This window comes from Pseudomonas sp. Root569, assembly GCF_001427465.1.
GTDB classification, from domain to species: Bacteria; Pseudomonadota; Gammaproteobacteria; order Pseudomonadales; family Pseudomonadaceae; genus Aquipseudomonas; species Aquipseudomonas synxantha.
The window spans coordinates 50,701-74,263 of record NZ_LMGQ01000002.1 but is presented as its reverse complement, the minus strand read 5'-3'; the positions used below and the strand labels follow the sequence as shown (position 1 = coordinate 74,263).

General features: G+C 59.9%; 21 protein-coding genes. 8 read left to right on the top strand and 13 right to left on the bottom strand.

Annotation, left to right across the window (positions count from 1 at the left end; genetic code table 11):
* Nucleotides 1-5: 5 nt before the first annotated feature.
* Complete coding sequence (gene ccoG, locus ASD70_RS03155) at nt 6-1,421, bottom strand: cytochrome c oxidase accessory protein CcoG (RefSeq protein ID WP_046071701.1); 1,416 nt, start codon at nt 1,419-1,421, stop codon at nt 6-8.
* A gap of 575 nt (nt 1,422-1,996) precedes the next feature.
* Here ccoG and ASD70_RS03150 point away from each other — a divergent pair.
* Both ASD70_RS03150 and ASD70_RS03145 read left to right on the top strand, forming a co-directional pair.
* The gene (locus ASD70_RS03150) at nt 1,997-2,494 is read left to right on the top strand and encodes a hypothetical protein (RefSeq protein ID WP_056845630.1); all 498 of its coding nucleotides are present in this window, start codon (nt 1,997-1,999) and stop codon (nt 2,492-2,494) included.
* A 137-nt stretch (nt 2,495-2,631) separates the two neighbouring features.
* Nucleotides 2,632-3,048 (top strand): hypothetical protein, encoded by a 417-nt coding sequence (locus ASD70_RS03145; RefSeq protein ID WP_124401521.1) that lies wholly within the window; start codon nt 2,632-2,634, stop codon nt 3,046-3,048.
* 95 nt (nt 3,049-3,143) lie between these two features.
* Here the strand turns inward: ASD70_RS03145 and ccoP (ASD70_RS03140) are convergent, their stop codons facing one another.
* The 8 genes from ccoP (ASD70_RS03140) to ccoN (ASD70_RS03105) all read right to left on the bottom strand — a co-directional run bounded on the left by ccoP (ASD70_RS03140) (nt 3,144) and on the right by ccoN (ASD70_RS03105) (nt 9,992).
* Nucleotides 3,144-4,121, bottom strand: a complete 978-nt coding sequence (ccoP, locus tag ASD70_RS03140; protein ID WP_056845629.1) for a cytochrome-c oxidase, cbb3-type subunit III — start codon at nt 4,119-4,121, stop codon at nt 3,144-3,146.
* The gene (locus ASD70_RS03135; RefSeq protein ID WP_003193169.1) at nt 4,118-4,303 is read right to left on the bottom strand and encodes a CcoQ/FixQ family Cbb3-type cytochrome c oxidase assembly chaperone; all 186 of its coding nucleotides are present in this window, start codon (nt 4,301-4,303) and stop codon (nt 4,118-4,120) included. Before ASD70_RS03135 ends, ccoP (ASD70_RS03140) begins: the two co-directional genes overlap by 4 nt.
* A 5-nt stretch (nt 4,304-4,308) precedes the next feature.
* Nucleotides 4,309-4,917: a cytochrome-c oxidase, cbb3-type subunit II gene (ccoO, locus tag ASD70_RS03130; RefSeq protein ID WP_003193167.1), complete on the bottom strand. Its 609-nt coding sequence runs from the start codon at nt 4,915-4,917 to the stop codon at nt 4,309-4,311.
* Nucleotides 4,917-6,359, bottom strand: coding sequence for a cytochrome-c oxidase, cbb3-type subunit I (ccoN, locus tag ASD70_RS03125; RefSeq protein ID WP_046071705.1), 1,443 nt, complete (start codon nt 6,357-6,359; stop codon nt 4,917-4,919). Before ccoN (ASD70_RS03125) ends, ccoO (ASD70_RS03130) begins: the two co-directional genes overlap by 1 nt.
* Nucleotides 6,360-6,800: 441 nt before the next feature.
* The gene (ccoP, locus tag ASD70_RS03120; RefSeq protein WP_056845628.1) at nt 6,801-7,748 is read right to left on the bottom strand and encodes a cytochrome-c oxidase, cbb3-type subunit III; all 948 of its coding nucleotides are present in this window, start codon (nt 7,746-7,748) and stop codon (nt 6,801-6,803) included.
* Complete coding sequence (locus ASD70_RS03115) at nt 7,745-7,945, bottom strand: CcoQ/FixQ family Cbb3-type cytochrome c oxidase assembly chaperone (protein WP_043048991.1); 201 nt, start codon at nt 7,943-7,945, stop codon at nt 7,745-7,747. Before ASD70_RS03115 ends, ccoP (ASD70_RS03120) begins: the two co-directional genes overlap by 4 nt.
* Before the next feature lie 3 nt (nt 7,946-7,948).
* A complete protein-coding gene (ccoO, locus tag ASD70_RS03110; RefSeq protein WP_003193159.1) occupies nt 7,949-8,557 on the bottom strand; it encodes a cytochrome-c oxidase, cbb3-type subunit II in 609 nt (202 codons plus the stop codon).
* Between the two features lie 10 nt (nt 8,558-8,567).
* Nucleotides 8,568-9,992, bottom strand: coding sequence for a cytochrome-c oxidase, cbb3-type subunit I (gene ccoN / locus ASD70_RS03105; RefSeq protein WP_046071707.1), 1,425 nt, complete (start codon nt 9,990-9,992; stop codon nt 8,568-8,570).
* 79 nt (nt 9,993-10,071) lie between these two features.
* Between ccoN (ASD70_RS03105) and ASD70_RS03100 the strand changes: the two genes are divergently transcribed.
* Nucleotides 10,072-10,761, top strand: a complete 690-nt coding sequence (locus ASD70_RS03100) for an alpha/beta family hydrolase (protein WP_056845627.1) — start codon at nt 10,072-10,074, stop codon at nt 10,759-10,761.
* Between the two features lie 141 nt (nt 10,762-10,902).
* Here the strand turns inward: ASD70_RS03100 and ASD70_RS03095 are convergent, their stop codons facing one another.
* The 3 genes from ASD70_RS03095 to ASD70_RS03085 all read right to left on the bottom strand — a co-directional run bounded on the left by ASD70_RS03095 (nt 10,903) and on the right by ASD70_RS03085 (nt 14,032).
* Nucleotides 10,903-11,376 (bottom strand): hypothetical protein, encoded by a 474-nt coding sequence (locus ASD70_RS03095; RefSeq protein ID WP_056845626.1) that lies wholly within the window; start codon nt 11,374-11,376, stop codon nt 10,903-10,905.
* Nucleotides 11,377-11,580: 204 nt separating this feature from the next.
* Nucleotides 11,581-13,146: a methyl-accepting chemotaxis protein gene (locus ASD70_RS03090; RefSeq protein ID WP_046071709.1), complete on the bottom strand. Its 1,566-nt coding sequence runs from the start codon at nt 13,144-13,146 to the stop codon at nt 11,581-11,583.
* Between the two features lie 94 nt (nt 13,147-13,240).
* Nucleotides 13,241-14,032: a CPBP family intramembrane glutamic endopeptidase gene (locus tag ASD70_RS03085; protein WP_056845625.1), complete on the bottom strand. Its 792-nt coding sequence runs from the start codon at nt 14,030-14,032 to the stop codon at nt 13,241-13,243.
* A 161-nt stretch (nt 14,033-14,193) separates the two neighbouring features.
* Between ASD70_RS03085 and ASD70_RS29100 the strand changes: the two genes are divergently transcribed.
* Both ASD70_RS29100 and ASD70_RS03080 read left to right on the top strand, forming a co-directional pair.
* Nucleotides 14,194-14,358: a hypothetical protein gene (locus tag ASD70_RS29100; RefSeq protein WP_177342309.1), complete on the top strand. Its 165-nt coding sequence runs from the start codon at nt 14,194-14,196 to the stop codon at nt 14,356-14,358.
* Between the two features lie 98 nt (nt 14,359-14,456).
* Entirely contained in the window at nt 14,457-15,317 is an 861-nt protein-coding gene (locus ASD70_RS03080) for a DMT family transporter (RefSeq protein WP_056845624.1), read from the top strand.
* A 119-nt stretch (nt 15,318-15,436) separates the two neighbouring features.
* Here the strand turns inward: ASD70_RS03080 and ASD70_RS03075 are convergent, their stop codons facing one another.
* Nucleotides 15,437-16,318: a DMT family transporter gene (locus ASD70_RS03075; RefSeq protein ID WP_046071712.1), complete on the bottom strand. Its 882-nt coding sequence runs from the start codon at nt 16,316-16,318 to the stop codon at nt 15,437-15,439.
* Between the two features lie 154 nt (nt 16,319-16,472).
* Between ASD70_RS03075 and aceK the strand changes: the two genes are divergently transcribed.
* From aceK to ASD70_RS03060, 3 genes are all read left to right on the top strand, one after another.
* Entirely contained in the window at nt 16,473-18,182 is a 1,710-nt protein-coding gene (gene aceK, locus ASD70_RS03070; protein WP_056845623.1) for a bifunctional isocitrate dehydrogenase kinase/phosphatase, read from the top strand.
* A gap of 116 nt (nt 18,183-18,298) precedes the next feature.
* The gene (gene hrpA / locus ASD70_RS03065; RefSeq protein WP_056845622.1) at nt 18,299-22,210 is read left to right on the top strand and encodes an ATP-dependent RNA helicase HrpA; all 3,912 of its coding nucleotides are present in this window, start codon (nt 18,299-18,301) and stop codon (nt 22,208-22,210) included.
* A gap of 209 nt (nt 22,211-22,419) precedes the next feature.
* Nucleotides 22,420-23,541, top strand: a complete 1,122-nt coding sequence (locus ASD70_RS03060; RefSeq protein ID WP_056845621.1) for a beta-ketoacyl-ACP synthase III — start codon at nt 22,420-22,422, stop codon at nt 23,539-23,541.
* Nucleotides 23,542-23,563: the final 22 nt, after the last annotated feature.

The following is a 23,563-nucleotide window of genomic DNA, read 5'->3' as shown; positions in this document are numbered from 1 at the left end:
CCCTGTTAACGGACTTGTGGGCCGATGAATCGGCTCTTGGCTTCAATATGAACGCTGGTGTCATCGGCGTCCTTGAGGATGAACGTCACCTCGTTGGTGCTCGACGGCAACTGCTCCGGCGCACTCGACAGCTCTACCGGCATGCTGACGATATCGCCGGCAGCTACCTTGATTTCGCGTCGGCCTTGCAGCTTGAGGTCCGGCAGGCCGGCGGCGTCGAGCACGTAGGTGTGGTCGCGCTGGTCCTTGTTCATGATCTTCAGGCTGTAGACGTTCTCGATGCGCCCTTCGGCGTTTTCGCGGTACAGCACGCGGTCCTTGCTGACATCGAAGCCGACCAGCGAGCGCATGAAAAATGCGCCGACCAGCAGGCTGATCATTGCCAGCAGCACGAGCGCGTAGCCGATCAACCGTGGGCGCAGCTTATTCGTCTTCTGCCCGGACAGGTTGTGCTCGGTGGTGTAGCTGATCAACCCGCGGGGGTATTCCATCTTGTCCATGATGGTGTCGCAGGCATCGATACAGGCGGCGCAACCAATGCACTCGATTTGCAGGCCGTCGCGGATATCGATACCGGTCGGGCACACCTGTACGCACATGGTGCAGTCGATGCAATCGCCCAGGCCCTGGGCCTTGTAGTCGACGCCTTTTTTGCGCGGGCCGCGTACTTCGCCACGGCGTGGGTCGTAGGAAACGATCAAGGTGTCTTTGTCGAACATCACGCTCTGGAAGCGCGCATACGGGCACATGTAGATGCACACCTGTTCGCGCAGCCAGCCCGCGTTGCCGTAGGTGGCGAGGGTGAAGAAGCCCACCCAGAAATACGACCAGCCGTCGGCCTGGCCAGTGAAGAAGTCGAACACCAGCTCGCGGATCGGCGAAAAATAGCCGACGAAGGTCATGCCAGTGGCGAAGCCGATCAACAGCCACAGAGTGTGCTTGCTGAACTTGCGCAGGAACTTGTTGGCGCCCATGGGTGCCTTGTCCAGCTTGATGCGCTGGTTGCGGTCGCCTTCGGTGACCTTTTCGCACCACATGAAGATCCAGGTCCACACGCTTTGCGGGCAGGTATAGCCACACCACACACGCCCGGCGTACACGGTGATAAAGAACAGCCCGAAGGCCGCAACGATCAGGATGCCCGAGAGCAGGATGAAATCCTGGGGCCAGAATGTCGCGCCAAAAATGAAGAACTTACGCTCCGGCAGGTTCCACCACACAGCCTGGTGGCCGCCCCAATTCAGCCACACCGTGCCGAAGTAGAGCAGGAACAAGCCGGCGCCACCGAGCATGCGCAAATTACGGAACAGCCCGGTGAAGGCGCGGGTGTAGATTTTCTCTCGCGAGGCGTAGAGGTCGACGCTGTTGCTCGCGTTTTTGGCAGGCGGGGTAACGTCGTGTACCGGTATCTGGTTGCTCATCATTGCATCCCACGGCGGTGGAGATTTGCCTCGGCCAGTACGTGCCAGCCGGGGTCAAATTGGGGGGTGTTGCAGTGGCCTGATGATACGCCCCCGAGGGTATGTAAGGGGTGCGACCTTTGGTCGCGTTGGGAGAAATCAATTGATGGTGTACGTGATCTGGATCAATTGACTTGTAAAGTATGGACGCTTTTTGCAGGCAGGCATGTCATTCGTCTATGGATTAATCGGTATCCCCCTGAAGCTGAGGTCGTTGACGTTGCGTGTGATGCCCACGAAGCAGCGCTTTGGCGGCGGTCAGCGCATCACGTTCGTCGGTTTGGCCTGACACATTCAATATGTATGCAGTTCATCAGCGAAATTTCCAGCACTTACAATGCGCACTGGTTGCGGTTGATGCTTTTAATTAACTTGTACCTGTGTTTGAACTTCGTCCACCACGGACGTTCTCGGTTTAATGGATACAAACACGCTTACAGGTTCTCGTTTTTCTGGCGGAACTGTTTGGTGGGGGTTTTAACTAATTCACTGTCCATCGAGTGCGATGGGCTAAATTATTTTAGTTGAGGTGTTAAATGATTATTGATGACGCTGCTCGGCTGTCAGCTAATTTAACTGGGTTGGCCGACTTGCCGTTGGGGCTGCCGGCTCCCGATCATGGTGTGCCACATTACGCGAATACGCTAGAAAGTTTTCGCACTCAGCCATCGTTTGGGGGGAATCTGGTACCTCAGGATTCCAAGGTGATAGAGGGCGAGGTAGTGGAAAGGCTATTGCGTAATTTCAATGTGTTTGAAGAGCCCAGCTCCCCGGGAACTATTACGGTGGGTACGCTGATGGATATTGTCAGCGGGCGTAAATCTGGCATCTCAGCCGACAACATTGAACTGGCCAAAATGATTTTTATAATGCCCGGTCTTTTGAGTAAGCTTGATAGCATGAATGTTTTTAATAAAGTCGATTTGGAGAATTTGAATGGCATCATTGATAGGCGCACTTTAGAGCAGTTGGATATCTATCATGCGCCATTGCGTAACGCACGGCGGGCGCTTTTTAGAACAGTAGTATTTTGATAGAACAGGCAGGGGTCGCCTTTTAGCACCCTGTAGGCTTGTACGCATGGGCTGGAACTGGAACGACGAAAATGAACACTCATTTATCACCCAATGCCCATGGTGGGAGTGGGATTACATACCAGTAAGGTGACCACGTGATTATCGTTCCGAATCCTGCGACTTATAACGTTCCAGGCCCTGCGCCCCTGCCTGCCAGCGAGACACGTGCAACGTTGCGTGAAATGTCCAATCTTTACGCCGGCCTGGACCGGTATGAGCTAGCCAGGACCTTGGGTGATAACTTCGAGCGGTTTGTGGACCCTGAAGCCCCGGGTTTTTTGACGCTGGATTATTTGCAGTACATAGCCTTGGGCTTGGCTGGTAACCAGTTCACCCTGGCGGACCAGGTCCTCGTCCTTGAGGTCCTCAACCGCGCTGGCTTCGCGGCTTCCCTGGACTTGGACGAAAAAGGTGAGAGTAACCGCAAGTTTGATCGGCAGGATATCCATAATTACCAGGATGCGCTGTTCACTGAACATGAGGAAAGAACTGCCGGCCCGGACGCTCGATAAAGGCCGCTGCTTAGCATTAACAGGTAGTTGTAACAGCCATCTACAAAAAAGCCCCGCCAGTTTTCACTGCGCGGGGCTTTGTTGTTTTCGAGGTTTTACTGTTCTTCGGCCTTCTTATCCCCATGGGACAAGCTGTACACATAAGCCGCCAGCAAATGCACCTTATCGTTCCCTTGCAGTTGCTCCTGCGCCGGCATCTGGCCTTGGCGACCATAGCGAATGGTCTGCTGCAGCTGGGCAAAGCTCGAACCGTAGATAAACGCCCCCGGATGAGTCAGGTCCGGCGCGCCCATTGCAGGCGTGCCTTTACCGGCCGGACCGTGGCAGGCCACGCAGTTGGCGGCGAAGAGTTTCTCACCGTTGGCTACGTCGGCCTTGGCGCCTTCCGGAAGCTTGCGGCCGTCGAGGTTGGTCACCACAAAGCCCGCGACGTCAGCCACCCCTTGCTCGCCGATGACTTCGGCCCAGCCTGGCATCACCGCGTGGCGGCCTTGCATGATGGTTTGCTTGATGGTCTCCGGCTCGCCGCCCCAGCGCCAGTCGGCGTCGGTCAGGTTGGGGAAGCCGTACGCGCCCTTGGCATCGGAGCCGTGGCACACTGAGCAGTTGGAGGCGAACAGGCGGCCGCCCATCTTCAAGGCTTGCGGGTCCTTGGCAACTTCTTCAATGGGCATCGAGGCAAATTTGGCAAAGATCGGCCCGAACTTGGCGTCCGACCTGGCCATTTCTTTTTCCCACTCATGCACACCGGTCCAGCCGGTCTGGCCGTTGGCGAAAGAGGTTTGCTTGTCATTATCGAGGTAGTTGTAGCCCGGCAGCAGGCCCTTCCAGTTGCCCAGGCCCGGGTACAGCACCAAGTAACCAAGGGCAAAGACGATGGTGCCGACGAACAGCATGAACCACCATTTGGGCAGCGGGTTGTCGTATTCCTCGATGCCGTCGAACGAGTGGCCGACGGTCTCGTCCGTCTGTTCGCTGCGCTGGCCCTTGCGGGTCGACAGCAGCAGCCAGGTCAGGGCGAAGATGGTACCCAGGCTCAGGACTGTGACGTACAGACTCCAGAACGTAGTCATTCTTTGTTACTCCTAGACGCTTGCTCGACGTGCTTGATGGCTTCGGGGTCATCCGCGAAGGGCAGCATGGTCGCGTCGTCAAACTCCGACTTGCGCCGTGGGCTGAACACCCACAACGCCAGGCCGATAAAGGCCACCATCACCACGACGGTGCCCAGGCCACGAATCATCCCGATATCCATGCAGGTCACCGTTTGCTTTTGATGATGGTGCCAAGGCCTTGCAGGTAGGCCACCAGTGCGTCCATTTCGGTCTTGCCCTTCACGGCGGCCGCTGCACCGGCGATGTCTTCGTCGGTGTAGGGCACGCCCAGGGTGCGCAAGACCTCCATCTTCTTCGCGGTGTCCTTGCCGTCGAGCTTGTTTTCCACGAGGAACGGGTACGCCGGCATTTTCGACTCCGGCACCACGTTGCGCGGGTTGTACAGGTGCGCACGCTGCCAGTCATCGGAGTAACGCCCGCCGACACGGGCCAGGTCCGGTCCGGTGCGCTTGGAGCCCCACAGGAACGGGTGGTCCCACACGCTTTCGCCTGCTACCGAGTAGTGGCCGTAGCGTTCGGTTTCGGCACGGAACGGGCGGATCATCTGCGAGTGGCATCCTACGCACCCGTTGGCGATGTAGACGTCGCGGCCTTCCAGTTCAAGGGCGGTGCGCGGCTTCATGCCTTCGACCGGCTTGTTGGTCACGTCCTGGAAAAACAGCGGCACGATCTGGGTCAGGCCGCCAATGCTCACGGCGATGACCATGAAGAAGGCCAGCAGGCCGATATTCTTCTCGACTACTTCATGCTTCATCAGTGGGCTCCCACAACGGCGATCTTGGCGGCGGCTTCGGCTTCTACAGGGTCAGAGGCACGCACGGTGCGCCAGACGTTGTAGGCCATCAACAGCATGCCGCTGGCAAAGAACGCTCCGCCCAGGGCCCGCACGATAAAGCCCGGGTGGCTGGCCTGCAGCGCTTCGACGAAGGAGTAGGTGAGGGTGCCGTCATCGTTGATCGCACGCCACATCAGGCCCTGGGTGATGCCGTTGACCCACATCGAGGCGATGTAGAGCACGGTACCGATGGTGGCCAGCCAGAAGTGCGCATTGATCAGCCCGACGCTGTGCATCTGCACGCGGCCGAACAGTTTGGGGATCATGTGGTACAGCGCGCCGATGGAGATCATCGCCACCCAGCCCAGTGCACCGGCGTGTACGTGGCCGATGGTCCAGTCGGTGTAGTGGGACAGCGAGTTGACCGTCTTGATGGCCATCATCGGCCCTTCGAAGGTCGACATGCCGTAGAACGCCAGGGACACCACCAGGAAACGCAGGATCGGGTCGGTGCGCAGCTTATGCCAGGCGCCCGAGAGGGTCATCATGCCGTTGATCATGCCGCCCCAGCTTGGGGCCAGCAGGATGATCGACATCGCCATGCCCAACGATTGTGCCCAGTCCGGCAGCGCGGTGTAGTGCAGGTGGTGAGGACCGGCCCAGATATACAGGGTGATCAGCGCCCAGAAGTGCACGATGGACAGGCGATAGGAGTAGATCGGGCGCTCGGCCTGTTTCGGCACGAAGTAGTACATCATGCCGAGGAAACCGGTGGTGAGGAAGAAGCCTACGGCGTTGTGGCCGTACCACCATTGGATCATCGCATCCGTCGCTCCCGAGTAGGCCGAGTAGGACTTGAACAGGCTGACCGGCAAGGACGCGTGGTTGACGATGTGCAGCATCGCCGTGACCAGGATGAATGCCCCGTAGAACCAGTTGCCCACGTAAATGTGCTTGGTCTTGCGCTTGACGATGGTGCCGAAGAACACCACTGCGTAGGTCACCCAGACAATCGCGAGCAAAATCGCAATCGGCCATTCCAGCTCGGCGTATTCCTTGGTGGTGGTGTAGCCCAGGGGCAGGCTGATGATGGCGCCGATGATGACCGCCTGCCAGCCCCAGAAGGTGAAGGCAGCCAGGCTGTCGGAGATCAGGCGGGTCTGGCAGGTACGCTGCACGACATAGTAGGAAGTGGCAAACAACGCACATCCACCGAAGGCAAAGATCACCAGGTTGGTGTGCAGCGGGCGCAGGCGACCGAAGGTCGTCCATGGCAGGTCGAAATTCAATTGCGGCCAGACCAGTTGCGAGGCGATGAACACCCCGAGCCCCATGCCAAGGATCCCCCAGACCACCGTCATGATGGCGAACTGGCGGACTACCTTATAGTTATAAGCAGTCGGACTGATTGCTGTGCTCATTCTAAGGTTCCACGGTTTAGGTTTTTTTATAGGTAAAATCGGTCGCAAGTATGTAGAAAGCGAGGGGCCTTTGCAACGCAATGGCTGACCTGTATCAATGCGTTCCACGCCAGATTCTGCGCCCTTTCCATGTTTGGCGTAAGGATTAAATCCGAAATCGAAAGCTGATCAAGTGGACAGGAATTTTAGAGGGCGCGACGAATACCGTCGCCTACGCCAGAATTGCTCCACTGTGGGAACAAGCGTAGACCCGAATATGAGGGGGGGAAAGTTGGGTGTTGCGAGGGTGCGACACTTGGTCGCGCAAATGAAGACGACATTGGATCACTGTAGGAGCGAGCTTGCTCGCGAAGAAATCCAGAGCGCCGCGTTTATTCCGGATAAATGCGGTGTACTCAGGTTCTTCGCGAGCAAGCTCGCTCCTACAGTAAAGCGGAGCGGTTACTCGGTCTGGCTGTCTGGCGTTGCACCATCAGCGTTATGGGACAGGCTATACACGTAAGCCGCCAGCAGATGCACCTTGTCATTACCCTGCAGCACCTCCTGGGCCGGCATCTGGCCCTGGCGACCATGGCGGATGGTCTGCTGCAACTGCGCCAGGCTGGTGCCGTAGATAAACCCGCTTGGTTCGGTCAGGTTCGGCGCGCCCATGGCTTCCACGCCATGGCCTTGCGGGCCGTGACAGGCCACGCAGGTGGTGCTGAATGCGGCTTGGCCGGCGGCCAGGTCAGCGGTGTTGTCCGCTGGCAAGGGCAGCTTGGCCAGGTCGTGGCGCACATAAGCGGCGACGTTCTTCACCCCATCCTCACCCAGCACTTCACCCCAGGCCGGCATGGCTGCGTGGCGACCGGCCATGATGGTGGCCTTGATCGCTTCGGCCGAACCGCCCCAGCGCCAGTTGCTGTCTGCCAGGTTGGGGAAGCCGTAGGCGCCCTTGGCATCCGAGCCATGGCACACCGCGCAGTTGGAGGCGAACAGGCGGCCGCCCATCTTCAACGCTTGCGGGTCCTTGGCGACTTCCTCCACGGGCATCGCCGCGAATTTGGCGAAGATCGGCCCGAACTTGGCGTCGGCCTTGGCCATTTCCTTGTCCCACTCCTTGGTCTGGGTCCAGCCGTCCTCATAACCTGGCAGCACGCCTTTCCAGTTGCCCAGGCCCGGGTAGAGGATCAGGTAGCCGACGGCAAACACCAGGGTGCCGGCGAACAGCATGAACCACCACTGGGGCAGCGGGTTGTCGTATTCCTCGATACCGTCGAAGGCGTGGCCCATGGTCTGGTCAACGCTGCCCTTGGTTTCGCCCTTGCGGGTGCCGACCAAGAGCCAGGTCAGGCCGATCAGGCTGCCGAGGGTCAGAACGCAGATCCATGTACTCCAGAAGGTGGTCATGGCCGAGTGCTCCTTGTTGCTGGCTCTGCTTGAGCGTCGGTTGGGGAGGGTTCATCGGCAAACGGCAGCATGGTCGCATCGTCAAACTCCGACTTGCGCCGTGGGCTGAACACCCAAAGCGACAGGCCGATAAAGGCGATGGCGACCACCAGCGTGCCGAGGCCGCGGATGGTGCCTGCATCGAATTCAAATCCCATGGCTCACCTCTTGCTCTTGATGGCAGTGCCGAGCACTTGCAGGTAGGAAACCAGCGCGTCCATCTCGGTCTTGCCCTTGAGGCTGGCGACCGCGCCATTGATGTCGTCGTCGGTGTAGGGCACGCCGAGGGTGCGCATCACTTTCAACTTGGTCTCGGTGTGGCTGCTGTCGACGGCGGCGGTGACCAGCCATGGATAGGCCGGCATCTTCGACTCCGGTACCACGTTGCGCGGGTTGTACAAGTGCGCGCGGTGCCAGTCGTCCGAGTAGCGCGCGCCGACGCGGGCCAGGTCTGGCCCGGTGCGCTTGGAGCCCCACAGGAACGGGTGGTCCCACACGCTTTCGCCTGCCACCGAGTAGTGACCGTAGCGTTCGGTCTCGGCGCGGAACGGGCGGATCATCTGCGAGTGGCACTGCACGCAGCCTTCGCGGATGTAGATGTCGCGGCCTTCCAATTGCAACGCGGTGTAGGGCTTCATGCCTTCCACCGGTTTGTTGGTCACGTCCTGGAAGAACAGCGGGACGATCTGGGTCAGGCCGCCGATGCTCACGGCGAGCACCATCAGCAGCATCAGCAGGCCGACGTTCTTTTCAATCGTTTCGTGTTTCATCATCGACTCCTCAGGCCATCTGCGCTGCGGCGGTGACTTCGGCCGGTTGCGCCGAACGCACGGTGCGCCACGTGTTGTAAGCCATCAGCAACATGCCTGTGAGGAAGATCGCACCACCCACCAGCCGCACGATGAAGCCTGGGTGGCTGGCCACCAGGGTTTCGACGAAGGAGTAGGTCAAGGTGCCGTCTTCGTTGACTGCACGCCACATCAGGCCCTGGGCGATGCCGTTGACCCACATCGAGGCGATGTAGAGCACGGTGCCGATGGTGGCCAGCCAGAAGTGCGCGTTGATCAGGCCGAGGCTGTACATCTGCTCGCGTCCGAAGACTTTCGGGATCATGTGGTACAGCGCGCCGATGGAGATCATCGCTACCCAGCCCAGTGCACCGGCGTGTACGTGGCCGATGGTCCAGTCGGTGTAGTGGGAGAGGGCGTTGACGGTCTTGATCGCCATCATCGGGCCTTCAAACGTCGACATGCCGTAGAATGCCAGGGACACCACCAGGAAGCGCAGGATCGGGTCGCTGCGCAGCTTATGCCAGGCGCCCGAGAGGGTCATCATGCCGTTGATCATGCCGCCCCAGCTAGGGGCCAGCAGCACCAGCGACATCACCATGCCCAGGGACTGCGCCCAATCCGGCAACGCGGTGTAGTGCAAGTGGTGGGGACCTGCCCAGATGTACAGGGTGATCAGCGCCCAGAAGTGCACGATGGACAAGCGATAGGAATACACCGGACGTTCGGCCTGTTTCGGCACGAAGTAGTACATCATCCCCAGGAAGCCCGCGGTCAGGAAAAAGCCCACAGCGTTATGCCCATACCACCACTGCACCATGGCATCCGTCGCACCGCCGTACAGCGAGTAGGACTTGGTCAGGCTGACCGGGATTTCCAGGTTGTTGACGATGTGCAGGATCGCCACGGTGAGGATAAACCCGCCGAAGAACCAGTTACCCACATAGATATGCTTGGTGTTGCGCTTGGCCACGGTGCCGAAGAACACAATGGCGTAGGCGACCCAGACGATGGTGATGAGGATGTCGATCGGCCATTCCAGCTCGGCGTATTCTTTGGAGCTGGTGTACCCCAGCGGCAAGCTGATCGCAGCCAGCAGGATCACCAGCTGCCAGCCCCAGAAGCAGAACGCTGCCAGTTTCGGCGCGAACAGCTGGGTCTGGCAGGTGCGCTGCACCGAGTAGAACGAGCTGGCAAACAGCGCGCAGCCCCCAAAGGCAAAGATCACCGCGTTGGTGTGCAACGGGCGCAGTCTTCCAAAGCTGGTCCAAGGTAAATCGAAATTGAGCGCAGGCCAAACCAATTGGGCGGCGAGAAAAACCCCGAGCCCCATGCCGACGATGCCCCACACCACCGTCATAATGGCGAATTGGCGGACCACCTTGTAGTTATAGGCGGTACTTAAAGTAGTGTTCATGGTTCCCCATCCACGGTTCAACCCAAGCAGATGCGGCACTTGGGCTGGAGTTATAGGCAGACTAAAAAGCGAGGCAAGCATGGGCAAAGAGCACAAGGCCAGTATTGACGGGGATCAATGGGCGCAGTGTGTGCGCGAACGCGGCTGGCTGTGGGATGTCGCCACGGGCACGGCTTCGGGCGAGCCGGTTACCCTGATCCTGGCCCATGGCGCCGGCGCGCCGATGGACTCGGCGTTCATGGATGACATGGCTACACGCCTTGCCGGGCATGGCGTGAACGTATTGCGCTTCGAGTTCCCGTACATGGCCCAGCGCCGTGTGGACGGCGGCAAGCGCCCGCCGAACCCGGCGCCGAAACTGCTGGAGTGCTGGCGCGAGGTGTATGGCGAGATGCGACGTCATGTCGCTGGGAAGCTGGCGATTGGCGGCAAGTCCATGGGCGGGCGCATGGCGAGTTTGGTCGCCGACGAATTGGGGGCCGATGGCTTGGTGTGCCTGGGTTATCCGTTCTATGCAGTGGGTAAACCGCAGAAGCCACGGGTTGAGCATCTGGCCGGGTTGAAGACACCGACATTGATTGTGCAGGGCGAGCGCGACGCGCTGGGTAATCGGGCGGCGGTGGAGGGCTATGATTTGTCGCCGGGCATCGAGGTGATGTGGCTGGTGGCGGGGGATCATGACTTGAAGCCGTTGAAGGCATCGGGGTTCAGTCATGAGCAGCATCTGGAGGCTGCGGCACTCAAGGTTGTTGAGTATCTGCGGCGTTGATTTTCAGGTGGGGTAAGTTTGGCGGTGCTCGCTGAGTTACATCGCTCGGCGAGCACCTGTGCAATAAAAGCTATTTGCTGCTGTTACTCTACTTCTACGGTTTAACCTAGCCAACAGGATTGATCCAGTGGGTTGATAACTTCAGAGCCGGTTTGGTACATCATCTCTGATCATATTGAAGCTTCCTTTGGGTTCAAGAGGAAGGCCGTCTGCTATGAAACGTGCGGAGAAGGTTCCTTCAGTCGTACCGGCACGGGGATCAAGCTTGATATGGACCTCGGCCCACTCGGCTGGGATGACGCGAACACCGTCCGCGCCACCGACCGGAGGGATGCTGTGAGCATGGGAAAACAATAAGCTGTTTTCAAATATGTAAGTCCGATCTATCGGATCTTCATTTATATAAGGAATCCGAAATGAAAAAGAATAATAGTTTTGTTCATCGGTTCTTCCGGTTATTCCCGACAATAGCCAGCGGTGGGTTGGTATATCTCTGCTCAAGCCAAATTCCAAGCGCTCCGCCTCCGTCTCAGGATTGTTGCCAATTTTCCATTTAAAATACTCATCGCTCTGGCGATGAGTGGCTGGTGGGATGTAGATGTCATATGTGCTCATGATGAACTCCTTCTCAGTCAAACGATAAAGACCCATTGGGGGTCAAGTTTGTTTGTTGAAAACTACACCCCGAACCAGACTTCATCTACTGTCAAAAATGACAGTAGACATCGGCCCTTTTTTGATTTGGCAAATGTTGGCCTTGATGCCGGAGGCAAAAAAAATCCCCGATGCTTATCGAGGATTTTTTCCTGGTAGCCATATTCAGCGATTAAATCGCTCCACCAGTGAATACTGCGTATTCGCCGTATGAGTCAGCTCTTCACTCAACTGCGCCGAGCTCATCGCTTGTTCCGAAGTCTGATCAGCCAACAACGCAATAGTGCTGATATTGCGGCTGATCTCTTCGGCCACTGAGCTTTGCTCTTCGGTAGCCGCAGCAATCTGGGTGGTCATGTCGGTGATATTCGCCACCGCTTCACTGATACCCACCAACGCCTGGTCCGCTTCCATCACCCGCGCCACACCTTCTTCAGCCTGGCGATGCCCGGCGTCCATGGTTTGCACGGCCGCAGCCGCGGTGTGTTGCAGCTTGGCGATCAGGGTATGGATCTGCCCGGTGGACTCCGCAGTCCGCTGGGCCAACTGGCGCACTTCGTCAGCCACCACCGCGAAACCACGGCCCATTTCACCGGCACGCGCCGCTTCGATGGCGGCGTTGAGGGCCAGCAGGTTGGTCTGGTCGGCGATGCCTTTGATCACATCGACTACGCCGCCGATTTCATCGCTGTCCTTGGCCAATTGGGTGACAGTCACACCCGTCTCGCCCACGGCCACCGACAGCCGCTGAATCGCCTCGCGGGTTTCCCCGGCGATATCGCGACCGCGACCGGTCAGGCGGTTGGCTTCCTGGGTAGCATCGGCGGTGCGCTGCACGTGGCTGGCAACTTCCTGGGTGGTCGCTGCCATCTGGTTGACCGCAGTGGCTACCTGTTCGGTCTCCACACGCTGGCGTTCCAGGCCACTGGAGCTGTTGTGCGCCAGGGTGTTGGAGCGTGCCGCCTGGTCGTTGAGGTGTTCGGCGGTGTCCTGCAAGCGTGTAAGACAGGTCTTCAGGCGCGCTTCCTGGCTGAGGATCGACATCTCCAGGCGCGCCTGGGCGCCACGGCTGTCGGTGTACATCTGCGCGATCAACGGGTCGGAGGTGGTCTGCTCGGCCAGGCGCAGCAAACGCTTGAGGCCGCGCTGCTGCCAGCTCAGGCCCAGCAGGCCCAACGGCACCGACAGCGCCGCCGCCAAGGCGAAGCCCCATTGGGACGTAAGGGTGGCGCCGATCATGAAACTCAATTGGCTGACCAGGATAAATGGCAGCCAGTCCTGCAGCACCGGCAGCCACTTGTCCCGCTGGGGAATGGCCGACTTGCCTTGGTTGATACGTTGATAGAGCGCTTCGGCACGGCGGATCTGCTCGGCGGTGGGCTTGATGCGCACCGATTCGTAGCCGACCACCTGGTTGCCGTCGAAGACCGGTGTCACGTAGGCGTTAACCCAGTAGTGGTCACCGGTCTTGCAGCGGTTCTTGACAATGCCCATCCATGGCAAGCCTTGTTTGAGCGTTGACCACATATGCGCGAACACCGCCGGCGGCACATCCGGGTGACGCACCAGGTTGTGCGGGGCCCGGGTCAGTTCGTCGCGGGTGAAGCCACTGATTTCGACAAACGCGTCGTTGCAGTAGGTAATGACACCCTTGGCATCTGTGGTGGAGATCAACCGTTGCTGAGCGGGGAAGGTACGTTCGCGCTGGGTAACGGGTTGGTTATTACGCATGATTGTTCAATCCGCAAGGCTTTCAGGGGTTATCGGCCATGGCGGGCATTTATTTAACTTATTTTTGCAACAATCCGGACGAGCGGGTTAGAGCTCAGCCGGCCAGCATCGGATAGGTGAACAGCCCGAAGTGAAGCAGATTCAAGCCAAAGTGCGTGGCAATCGCCGCCCCCAACCCGCCGAAGCGATACGCCAGGCCGTAGCCGACGCCGGCAATACTCGCCAGCAGCACCCACTGCCAACCCGCCCCCAGGTGCACCAGCCCGAATAACAACGAGGCCAGCAGCAGCGCGAGGTTCTCGCCATAGGGCAGGTGTTTGAAGCGTTGGCTCAGGCCGCCCTGGATATAGCCACGGAACAGCGCCTCTTCAACCAGCGTCACCAGCAGCAGGTTATTCAATACCCACAGCCACGCCTGGTCCGGCCATTTCGGCGCCCAGCTGATCATGCCCATCAGGGCAGCGCCACCCAGGGCGGCGATGGCGGTCAGGGTCAAGGCCAGTGCAGCGACGCAGATCGACAGGCGCAATGACCGTCGCGCCACAATCCATGGGCAGGCCAATAGCAGCCAGAAGCCGATCAGTGGTTTGTCCTGGTTCAGGTACATCGAGAAGGGCACGGCGTCAGGGGTAAAACGCTGGGGTGCGATGCCCCGGCCGTTGTAGAAACCCGGTAGCCAGTGCATCGCCAGGCCCAGGGCCAGGACGATGAACAACCCGTGGCCCAGGTAGCGGGCCCAGGGGTTGCGTTGCTGGCGTACGGCGTAACCGGCCACCAGCAGCAGCGCCACGGACACCGCAGCCAGCAGGCCCAGTTGGCCATAGAGCAAGGCCACGACATAGCCAATGGAAAGCAGCGTGAGGTACAGCCAGGGCAGGGCAATCATGTGAAATCCTTCTAAAAAAACTGGGCGGCATTATAGCGAGCGGCCTGGTTCGGCGGCATGAAAACTCCTCCACGCAAAAAGGCTTGTAGGGAAAGGATTGCCAAGTAAGTTTGCGGCTGGTTATAGTCGACGCGTCTTTATCCCTTCAAAAAGATCAGCACATGCCAGCTTCCCAGCCCATAGCGGTAGTCGATTCAGCGGTCAACGCTGTGGTCGTGCCGTGCGGCGCCAAGCAGCCTGCGCAGATCAGTCACTACCCGCCACCTGTCAGTAGCACGCCGGTGTACGCAGTCGTATCACCGCCGGGTGTTGGCATTTCGGGCTGATCAGCTGTTCGCTGTAGCCCTGTGCCTACCTGAAAAAAACCTACTGAAATTCGGTATTTACCGAGTCGGCTTTTTTGCCTGATCACAGGTGGTAACTCATGTCTGTTATTTCGAAACAATCCGTGGCCGCGGCGGCCTCGACGAGCCTGTTTGTCCTGCTGTGGAGCAGCGGGGCGATTTTCTCCAAGCTGGGCCTGGCTCATGCTTCACCCTTTGCCTTTCTGCTGATCCGGTTTGCCATCGCCCTGGCCGTGCTGGTGGTGCTGGTGCCAATCCTCAAGTTGCAGCTGCCACGTCCCGGCAAGCCCATGCTGTATGCGGTGTCGACGGGCCTGGTGCTGCTGGGTGCCTATCAGATTTTTTACCTGCTGGCCCTGGACCTCAAAGTCACTCCTGGGGTGATGGCGACCATCATGGGCGTACAGCCGATCCTCACCGTGGTGCTGATGGAGCGCCAGCGCTCCGGGCGCCGGTTGTTCGGCCTGGGGTTGGGCCTGGCCGGGTTGATCATGGTGGTGTACCAGGGTATCGGGCTAGCAGGCATGTCCCTGGCCGGGATGCTGTTCGGGCTGCTGGCGCTGGCGAGCATGACGTTTGGCTCGATCATGCAAAAGCGCATCACCGACAATCCGTTAGGCACGTTGCCGCTGCAATACCTGGCCGGGCTGTTGTTGTGCGTGGTTTTCGTGCCGTTCCAACCCTTCCATTTCGAGCACAATGCGAGCTTTTACCTGCCGGTGCTGTGGATGGGGTTGGTGGTGTCAGTGTTGGCAACGCTGCTGTTGTATCGTCTGATCGCCCGCGGCAACCTGGTGAATGTCACCAGCCTGTTCTATCTGGTGCCGGCGGTGACGGCGGTGATGGATTACCTGATCTTCGGCAACCGGCTGGCCGTGTTGAGCCTGTTGGGGATGGGGTTGATCATCGTCGGCCTGGTGTTTGTGTTCCGTAAAAACTGAAACCCACCCCTGTAGGAGCGAGCTTGCTCGCGAAGAACGTCAACGATAACGAGGGCATCCTGAATCAATGAGGTGCTCTCGGGTTTTTCGCGAGCAAGCTCGCTCCTACAGTGAGGTGGTTATTTGGCCGGGCGCAGCACCAACCACAATGCCCCGGCAATCAACACCCCGCCATACAGGTGAGCCATGGACAGCGGTTCATCGAGCAGTAATGCCCCCCATAGCACGCCGAACGGCGGGATCATAAAGGTCACGGTCATCGACTTGACCGGGCCAATGGACGATAGCAAGCGGAAGTACAGGATGTAGGCGAATGCCGTGCACACCAGCCCCAACCCCAGCAACGACGCCCATACCTGCCAGCCGCCCCAGCTCGCCGGTGGCTGGCTGATGGCGCTGTAGGCAAAAAACGGCAGCAAGAACAATGTAGCGCCCAGCATGCTGCCCAGAGCCGACAGGCGACTGTCCAACCCGCCGCGCTGATCCAGCCAGCGCCGCGCCAGGAAACCGGCAAAGCCATAGCAGGTGGTCGCCAGCAGGCACGCCAGTGCGCCCATCAACAATTGCAGATCAAAGGCCACCGGCCCCGCACGCGTGAGCACGGCTACGCCAAGCAGCCCCAGGGCTACCCCCGCGACTTTCGACGGTGTCAGGCGTTCGCTGAAGAACAGCCCGCCAATCAGCACGCCCATCAACGGCGTGGTGGCATTGAAGATCGCCGAATAACCCGCCGGCAATACCTGGGCCGCCACCGAGTACATGGTCGCCGGGATCCCTGAGTTGATTACGCCCAGCAGCAGTACCGTCTTGAACTTGCCCTGGAAATCCCAGCTCACGCGCATCATCGCCAAGATCACCAACAACCCCGCGGCGGCAATCGACACGCGGAAAAACGCAGTCGGCACGGTGCCGATTTCCGGCGCGATGATGCGCATGAACAGGAAACTCGCGCCCCAGATGGCCGCCAGTCCCAGCAAGTAGAGGGTATCAACAGGTCTCACGGAAAACTCCTACGCCAATCAGGCGGGGGAGTGTTGCCCAGCGTCCTGGTCGACACAATCTCTAAGTACCGCGGCCCGTGAAAAATCTTCCTTCTCCTGCCACCGTTCACTGGCTAAGCTCTGGGCTTCCAGCTACCCGCTCGAGGTTTCCCGCATGTCGCAGCCCGCCCTCGCTATCGCCCGGATGATCCTCGACGGTTTTGATGATTACCGTGAGCACTTTCGCCTGATCACCGATGGCGCCCGCGAACGATTCGAGAAGGCGCAGTGGCAGCAGGGGCAGGCCGCCTCGGCGGCGCGTATCAACCTCTATGAAGAGAAAGTCGCCGAGGTCACCGCGCGCCTGCGAGCCAGCTGCGAAGCGGTCGCGCTGCTGGACATCGACCTGTGGCCACAGGTGAAAAGCGCCTATATCGACCTGATCGACCTGCGCTTTGACGATGAACTGTCCGAGACTTGGTACAACTCGATCTTCTGCGGCCTGTTCAGTCATGACCTGATCAGTGACCGCTGCATGTTCATCCACACCACTCGACCAAGCCAGCGCCGTGCAAGGGCGGCGCAAACCCGGATCTACACGCCAACCGGTAATATTGCGCAGATGCTCGCGCAGGTGTTTGCTGACTACAGTTTCAGCGAGCCCTACGCCGACCTGCCGGCAGACCTGCAACGCCTCGAAGCCCAACTGCGGGAAAACCTGCCGGATTGGGTATGCAAAGACCCGGACCTCAACGTCGAGTTGTTTTCCTCGGTGCTCTACCGCAACAAAGGTGCCTACCTGGTAGGGCGCATCTACACACGTGACGAACAATGGCCCCTGGTCATTCCGCTGCTGCACCGCGAAGGCCGTGGCATCCAGATCGATGCGCTGATTACCGACGAAGCCGACGTGTCGATCATTTTCTCGTTCACCCGTTCCTATTTCATGGTCGATGTACCGGTGCCCGCCGAATTCATCGGCTTTCTCAAGCGCATCCTGCCGGGCAAGCACATTGCCGAGCTATACACTTCGATCGGCTTCTACAAACACGGCAAATCCGAGTTCTACCGTGCGCTGATCAACCACCTGGCCACCACCGATGACCAGTTCATCATGGCCCCCGGCGTGCGCGGCATGGTCATGAGCGTGTTTACGCTGCCGGGCTTCAACACCGTATTCAAGATCATCAAGGACCGCTTTTCGCCGTCGAAAAACGTCAACCGCGCCACGGTGATCGAGAAGTATCGCCTGGTTAAGAGTGTCGACCGGGTCGGGCGCATGGCCGACACCCAGGAGTTCGCCGACTTTCGCTTCCCCCTGGGCAAGTTCGAGCCAGAGTGCCTGGCCGAGCTGCTGGAAGTCGCTGCCGGCACGGTCCAGGTCGAAGGCGACACGGTCCTTATCCGCCACTGCTGGACCGAACGGCGCATGACCCCGCTCAACCTCTACCTCGACAACGCCAACCCCGCCCAGGTACGCGAAGCCCTGGAAGACTACGGCCTGGCGATCAAGCAACTGGCAGCGGCGAATATCTTTCCCGGCGACATGCTACTGAAAAACTTCGGCGTCACCCGTCACGGCCGCGTGGTGTTCTACGACTATGACGAGATCTGTTTCCTTACCGAAGCCAACTTCCGGCATATCCCCGCACCGCGCACCCCCGAGGATGAAATGGCCTCCGAGCCCTGGTACTCCATCGGCCCGCTGGATGTGTTCCCCGAGGAATTCCCGCCGTTCCTGTTTGCCGACGCCGGCCAGCGCAAGCTGTTCGACGAGCTGCATGGCGAGCTGTACAACGCCGACTACTGGAAGGGCCTGCAAGATGCGATTCGCGCCGGCAAGGTCATCGATGTGTTCCCCTATCGCAGAAAGGACCCGCTATAACGCATCCCGGTGTGGGAGGGAGCAAGCCCCCTCCCACATGTTTGACCTGCCAGATGAGTCGCTTTTCTGCCACACTTGCCGGCCGCGCATAACATAGATGACCGTCGAAGTAGCTGATGACTGACCAAGCACCCACCATCGACCAACTGCTCAAAACCCTCGATCACGCCATGCTCGCCGACCGCCACCGCTTGCGCCGGCAGTTGCTCGAGCTGCGTAAGAAGCCCGATGAGGACAAGCTGGCGCAGTGGGTGGCGCGCATGCAAGCGTCCTGTGCCCAGGTCACGGCACGGCGCGCCAGCCTGCCGGTGATTCGCTATGACGACAGCCTGCCGATTGCCGCCAAGCGCGATGAGATCAAGGACGCGCTGCTCAAGCACCAGGTATTGATCATTGCTGGCGAGACCGGCTCGGGCAAGACCACCCAGTTGCCGAAGATCTGCCTGGAAATCGGCCGCGGCCAATACGGCCTGATCGGCCACACCCAACCGCGCCGGATTGCAGCGCGCAGTGTCGCCAGCCGTGTGGCAGAAGAGTTGGCCACGCCATTGGGCGCGTTGGTCGGCTATCAGGTGCGCTTCGAGGACCAGAGCGATTCCAACACCCTGATCAAGCTGATGACCGACGGCATCCTCTTGGCCGAAACCCAGAATGATCGTTACCTGGAACGCTACGACACGATCATCGTCGACGAAGCCCACGAACGCAGCCTGAACATCGACTTCCTGCTCGGCTACCTTAAGACCCTGCTGCCGCGTCGCCCCGACCTTAAAGTCATCATCACCTCGGCGACCATCGACCTGGAGCGCTTTTCCAAGCACTTCGACGACGCGCCGATTGTCGAGGTGTCGGGCCGCACCTTCCCGGTGGACACCTGGTATCGCCCGCTGACCCTGGAACAGGACGAAGAGGGCAACCGCGTCGAGGACGACTTGACTGTCGACCAGGCGATCCTCGCCACCCTCGATGAAATCGCCGCTTACGAGCGCAGCGAACGCCGCAGCCCCGGCGATGTGCTGGTGTTTTTGCCGGGCGAGCGTGAGATCCGCGACGCCGCCGACATGCTGCGCAAGGCCCAGCTCAAGCACACTGAGATCCTGCCGCTGTATGCGCGCCTGTCGCCGGCCGAGCAGCAGCGCATTTTCCAATCCCACCCGGGTCGGCGCGTGGTGCTGGCGACCAACGTCGCGGAAACCTCGCTGACCGTACCGGGCATTCGTTATGTGATCGACAGCGGCACCGCGCGCATCAGCCGCTACAGCTACCGCGCCAAGGTGCAGCGCCTGCCGATCGAGGCGATTTCCCAGGCCAGCGCTAACCAGCGTAAAGGCCGTTGCGGCCGGGTCGAGCCGGGCATTTGCATTCGCTTGTACAGCGAAGAGGATTTTATCGGCCGCCCGGAATTTACCGACCCGGAAATCCTGCGCACCAACCTGGCCGCCGTGATCCTGCAGATGCTGCACCTGCGCCTGGGCGAGATCACCGATTTCCCGTTTATCGAACCGCCGGATGGCAAGGCGATCAGCGACGGTTTCAACCTGCTGCAGGAACTCTCGGCGGTGGACCGTAACAGCCAGCTCACCCCCTTGGGGCGCCAGCTTGCACGCCTGCCGGTGGACCCGCGCATGGGCCGCATGTTGCTCGAAGCGGCCAAGCTGGGCAGCTTGCAGGAAGTACTGATCGTCGCGAGCGCCATGTCGATCCAGGACCCGCGCGAGCGCCCACCGGAGCGTCAACAGGCCGCCGACCAGGCCCACGCTCAGTGGAAGGATCCGGATTCGGACTTCGCCGGGCTGGTCAACCTGTGGCGTGGCTTTGAAGAGCAGCGCCAGGAACTGACCGCCAGCCCGCTGCGCAACTGGTGTCGCAAGAACTTCCTCAACTACTTGCGCCTGCGCGAGTGGCGCGACTCCCATCGCCAGTTGAGCCTGATCTGCCGCGACATGCAGCTGAGCGTCAATAAAGAGCCGGCGGATTTCCCCAAGCTGCACAAGGCAGTGTTGTCCGGCCTGCTCAGCCAGATCGGCCAGAAAACCGAAGACGGCGATTACCTCGGTGCGCGGCAGCGGCGTTTCTGGATCCACCCCTCGTCCGGCATCGGCAAGAAGCGCCCGCAATGGCTGATGACTGCCGAGCTGGTGGAAACCACCAAGCTCTATGCGCGCATGGTGGCGAAGATTGACGCCGACTGGATCGAGCCGCTGGCCGGGCACCTGATCAAGAAAAATCACTTCGAGCCCCATTGGGAGAAGAAGCGCGGCCAGGTGGTGGCATTTGAGCAGATCACTCTGTTCGGGTTGATCATAGTCGGACGTCGGCCGGTGCATTACGGGCCGATTGACCCGGTGGTGTCCCGCGAGTTGTTTATCCGGGAAGGCCTGGTACGCGGTGAGATTCAGTCCCGCGCCAAGTGCCTGACAGCTAACCAGCGCCTGCTGGAGCAACTCGACGAACTGGAAGCCAAGGCCCGTCGTCGCGATATCCTCGCCGACGAAGAAACCCTCTACGCCTTCTACGACGCACGCTTGCCGGCGGAGATCCACCAGACGGCCACCTTTGACAGCTGGTACAAGGTCAACAGCCAGAAAGACCCGCAATTGCTGATCATGCGCGAAGAAGACGTGCTGGCCCGTGAGGCCAGTGAAGTCACCGCCGCGCATTATCCGGACACCTTGCACCTGGGCGACCTGGCCCTGGCCTTGAGTTACCACTTCGAACCCAATCACCCCCGCGACGGCGTCACCCTGCGCGTGCCGGCGCCGTTGCTGCCGGCGTTGCCGGCCGAGCGCCTGGAGTGGCTGGTGCCGGGCGTGATCGAAGCCAAATGCATCGCGTTGGTACGCAACCTGCCCAAGGCATTGCGCAAGAACTTCGTGCCGGTGCCGGACTTCGTCAAGGCGGCGCTGCAACGCATCGAATTCGGCCAGGGCTCGCTGCCCCAGGCGCTGGGGCGCGAACTGCTGCGCATGACCGGTGCGCGGGTCAGCGATGAAGCCTGGGCCGAAGCGGCGCAGCAGGTGGAAAGCCACCTGAAGATGAACCTGGAGGTGGTCGACGGCCAGGGCAAGTTCCTTGGCGAAGGCCGCGACCTCGCCGAGCTGACCGCACGGTTTGCCGAAGCCAGCCATGCCGCATTGGCCGTGCCGCAGACCGCGAAAAGCCAGCAGCCGGTGGAAGCCAAGGTGTTCGCGGCGGTTGCTGAAAAGACCCAGCAAAACATCGCCGGCCTGTCGATGACGGTGTACCCGGCGCTGGTGGAAGAAAATGGTACGGTCAAGGAAGGCCGGTTCTCTACCGCCGCCGAGGCTGAGTTCCAGCATCGCCGCGCGTTGCAGCGTCTGCTGATGCAACAATTGGCCGAGCCGGCGAAATTCCTGCGCGGCAAATTGCCGGGCCTGACCGAGTTGGGTTTGATGTACCGCGAGCTGGGGCGTATCGACGCGCTGGTGGAAGACATCCTGCTGGCCAGCCTCGACACCTGCGTACTGGAGGGCGAAGCCAGCCTGCCTCGTGATGGCGCCGGCCTGGCGGCTTTGGCGGAACGCAAGCGCGGCAGCTGGACCGAACACGCCGAACGCCTGGCGCGCCTGACCCTGGACGTGCTGAAGCTGTGGCACGGCCTGCAAAAGCGCTTCAAAGGCAAGATCGACCTGGCCCAGGCGGTAGCCTTGAACGATATCAAGCAGCAACTGGGCAACCTGGTGTACCCGGGTTTTGTACGGGAAACCCCGGCGCAATGGTTCAAGGAACTGCCGCGTTTCCTCAAGGCCATCGAGCTGCGCCTGGAAAAACTGCCGAGCCAGGTGCAGAAGGACCGGGTGTGGAGTACCGAATTGGGCGGCCTGTGGGCGCAATACCAGAACCGCCTGAACAAACACACCCAGGAAGGCAAGCGCGACCCGCAGTTGGAGCTGTACCGCTGGTGGCTGGAAGAATACCGTGTGTCGTTGTTTGCCCAGCAGTTGGGCACCAAGGTGCCGATTTCCGATAAACGCTTGAGCAAGCAGTGGAGCCAGGTAGAGCCCTGAACCTTCCCGGTTTCCCGAACTGGGCAGGTCCCACATTCAAGGTGTTTGTGTGGCCTATGGCGCCAAATCCCCGGCATTGTGGCAAACTTCGCGGTCACAAGATTGAATAACGAATTGCCAGTTTGATGCCCGCCTGATGGACTCAAACGACTTACAGTTTGGTACGACGGTACCAATATCTTCTGCCTGACAGATTTAGAGGAACGACCGTGCATAACGTCGTCATCAGCGGCACCGGCCTGTATACCCCGGCCAACAGCATCTCCAACGAAGAGCTGGTGCAGTCTTTCAATGCCTACGTACAACAGTTCAATGCTGACAACGCTGCCGCCATCGAGCGTGGCGATGTGCAAGCGCTGACGGAGTCGAGCGCGGCATTCATCGAGAAAGCGTCCGGTATCAAGAGCCGTTTTGTGATGGACAAGGACGGCATCCTCGACCCTCAGCGCATGGCCCCACGCTTGCCCGAGCGCAGCAACGACGAATGGTCGGTGCTCTGCCAGATGGCCGTCGGCGCTGCCGAACAGGCCCTGCAACGCGCCGGCAAGACTGCCGCGGATATCGACGGCGTGATCGTCGCCTGCTCCAACCTGCAGCGCGCCTACCCGGCGATTGCTATCGAAGTCCAGGAAGCCTTGGGTATCCAGGGCTTCGGTTTCGACATGAACGTGGCGTGCTCCTCGGCCACCTTCGGCATCCAGAATGCAACCAACAGCATCCAGTTGGGCCAGGCCCGGGCGATCCTGATGGTCAACCCGGAAGTCTGCACCGGCCACCTGAACTTCCGTGACCGCGACAGTCACTTCATCTTTGGTGATGCCGCCACCGCGGTGGTCCTGGAGCGCGCTGACCTGGCGACGTCCGAGCACCAGTTCGAGGTGGTGAGCACCAAGCTGCTGACCAAGTTCTCCAACAACATCCGCAACAATTTCGGCTTCCTCAACCGCACGGCGGAAGAAGGTGTCGGCGCCCCTGACAAGCTGTTCGTGCAGGAAGGCCGCAAGGTCTTCCGCGATGTCTGCCCGATGGTGGCCGAGTTGATTGGTGCACACCTGGCGGAAAACCAGCTGGACGTCACCGATGTGAAGCGCTTCTGGCTGCACCAGGCCAACCTGAGCATGAACCACCTGATCGTGAAAAAGCTGCTGGGGCGCGACGCGTCGGTGGAAGAAGCGCCGGTGATCCTCGATACGTATGCCAATACCAGCTCCGCCGGTTCGGTGATTGCGTTTCACACCTATCAGGACGACTTGCCCAAGGGCACCGTGGCGGTGCTTAGCTCGTTCGGCGCCGGGTATTCGATTGGCAGCGTGATCCTGCGCAAGCGCTGATCTGTAAGAACTGGCCGTATTT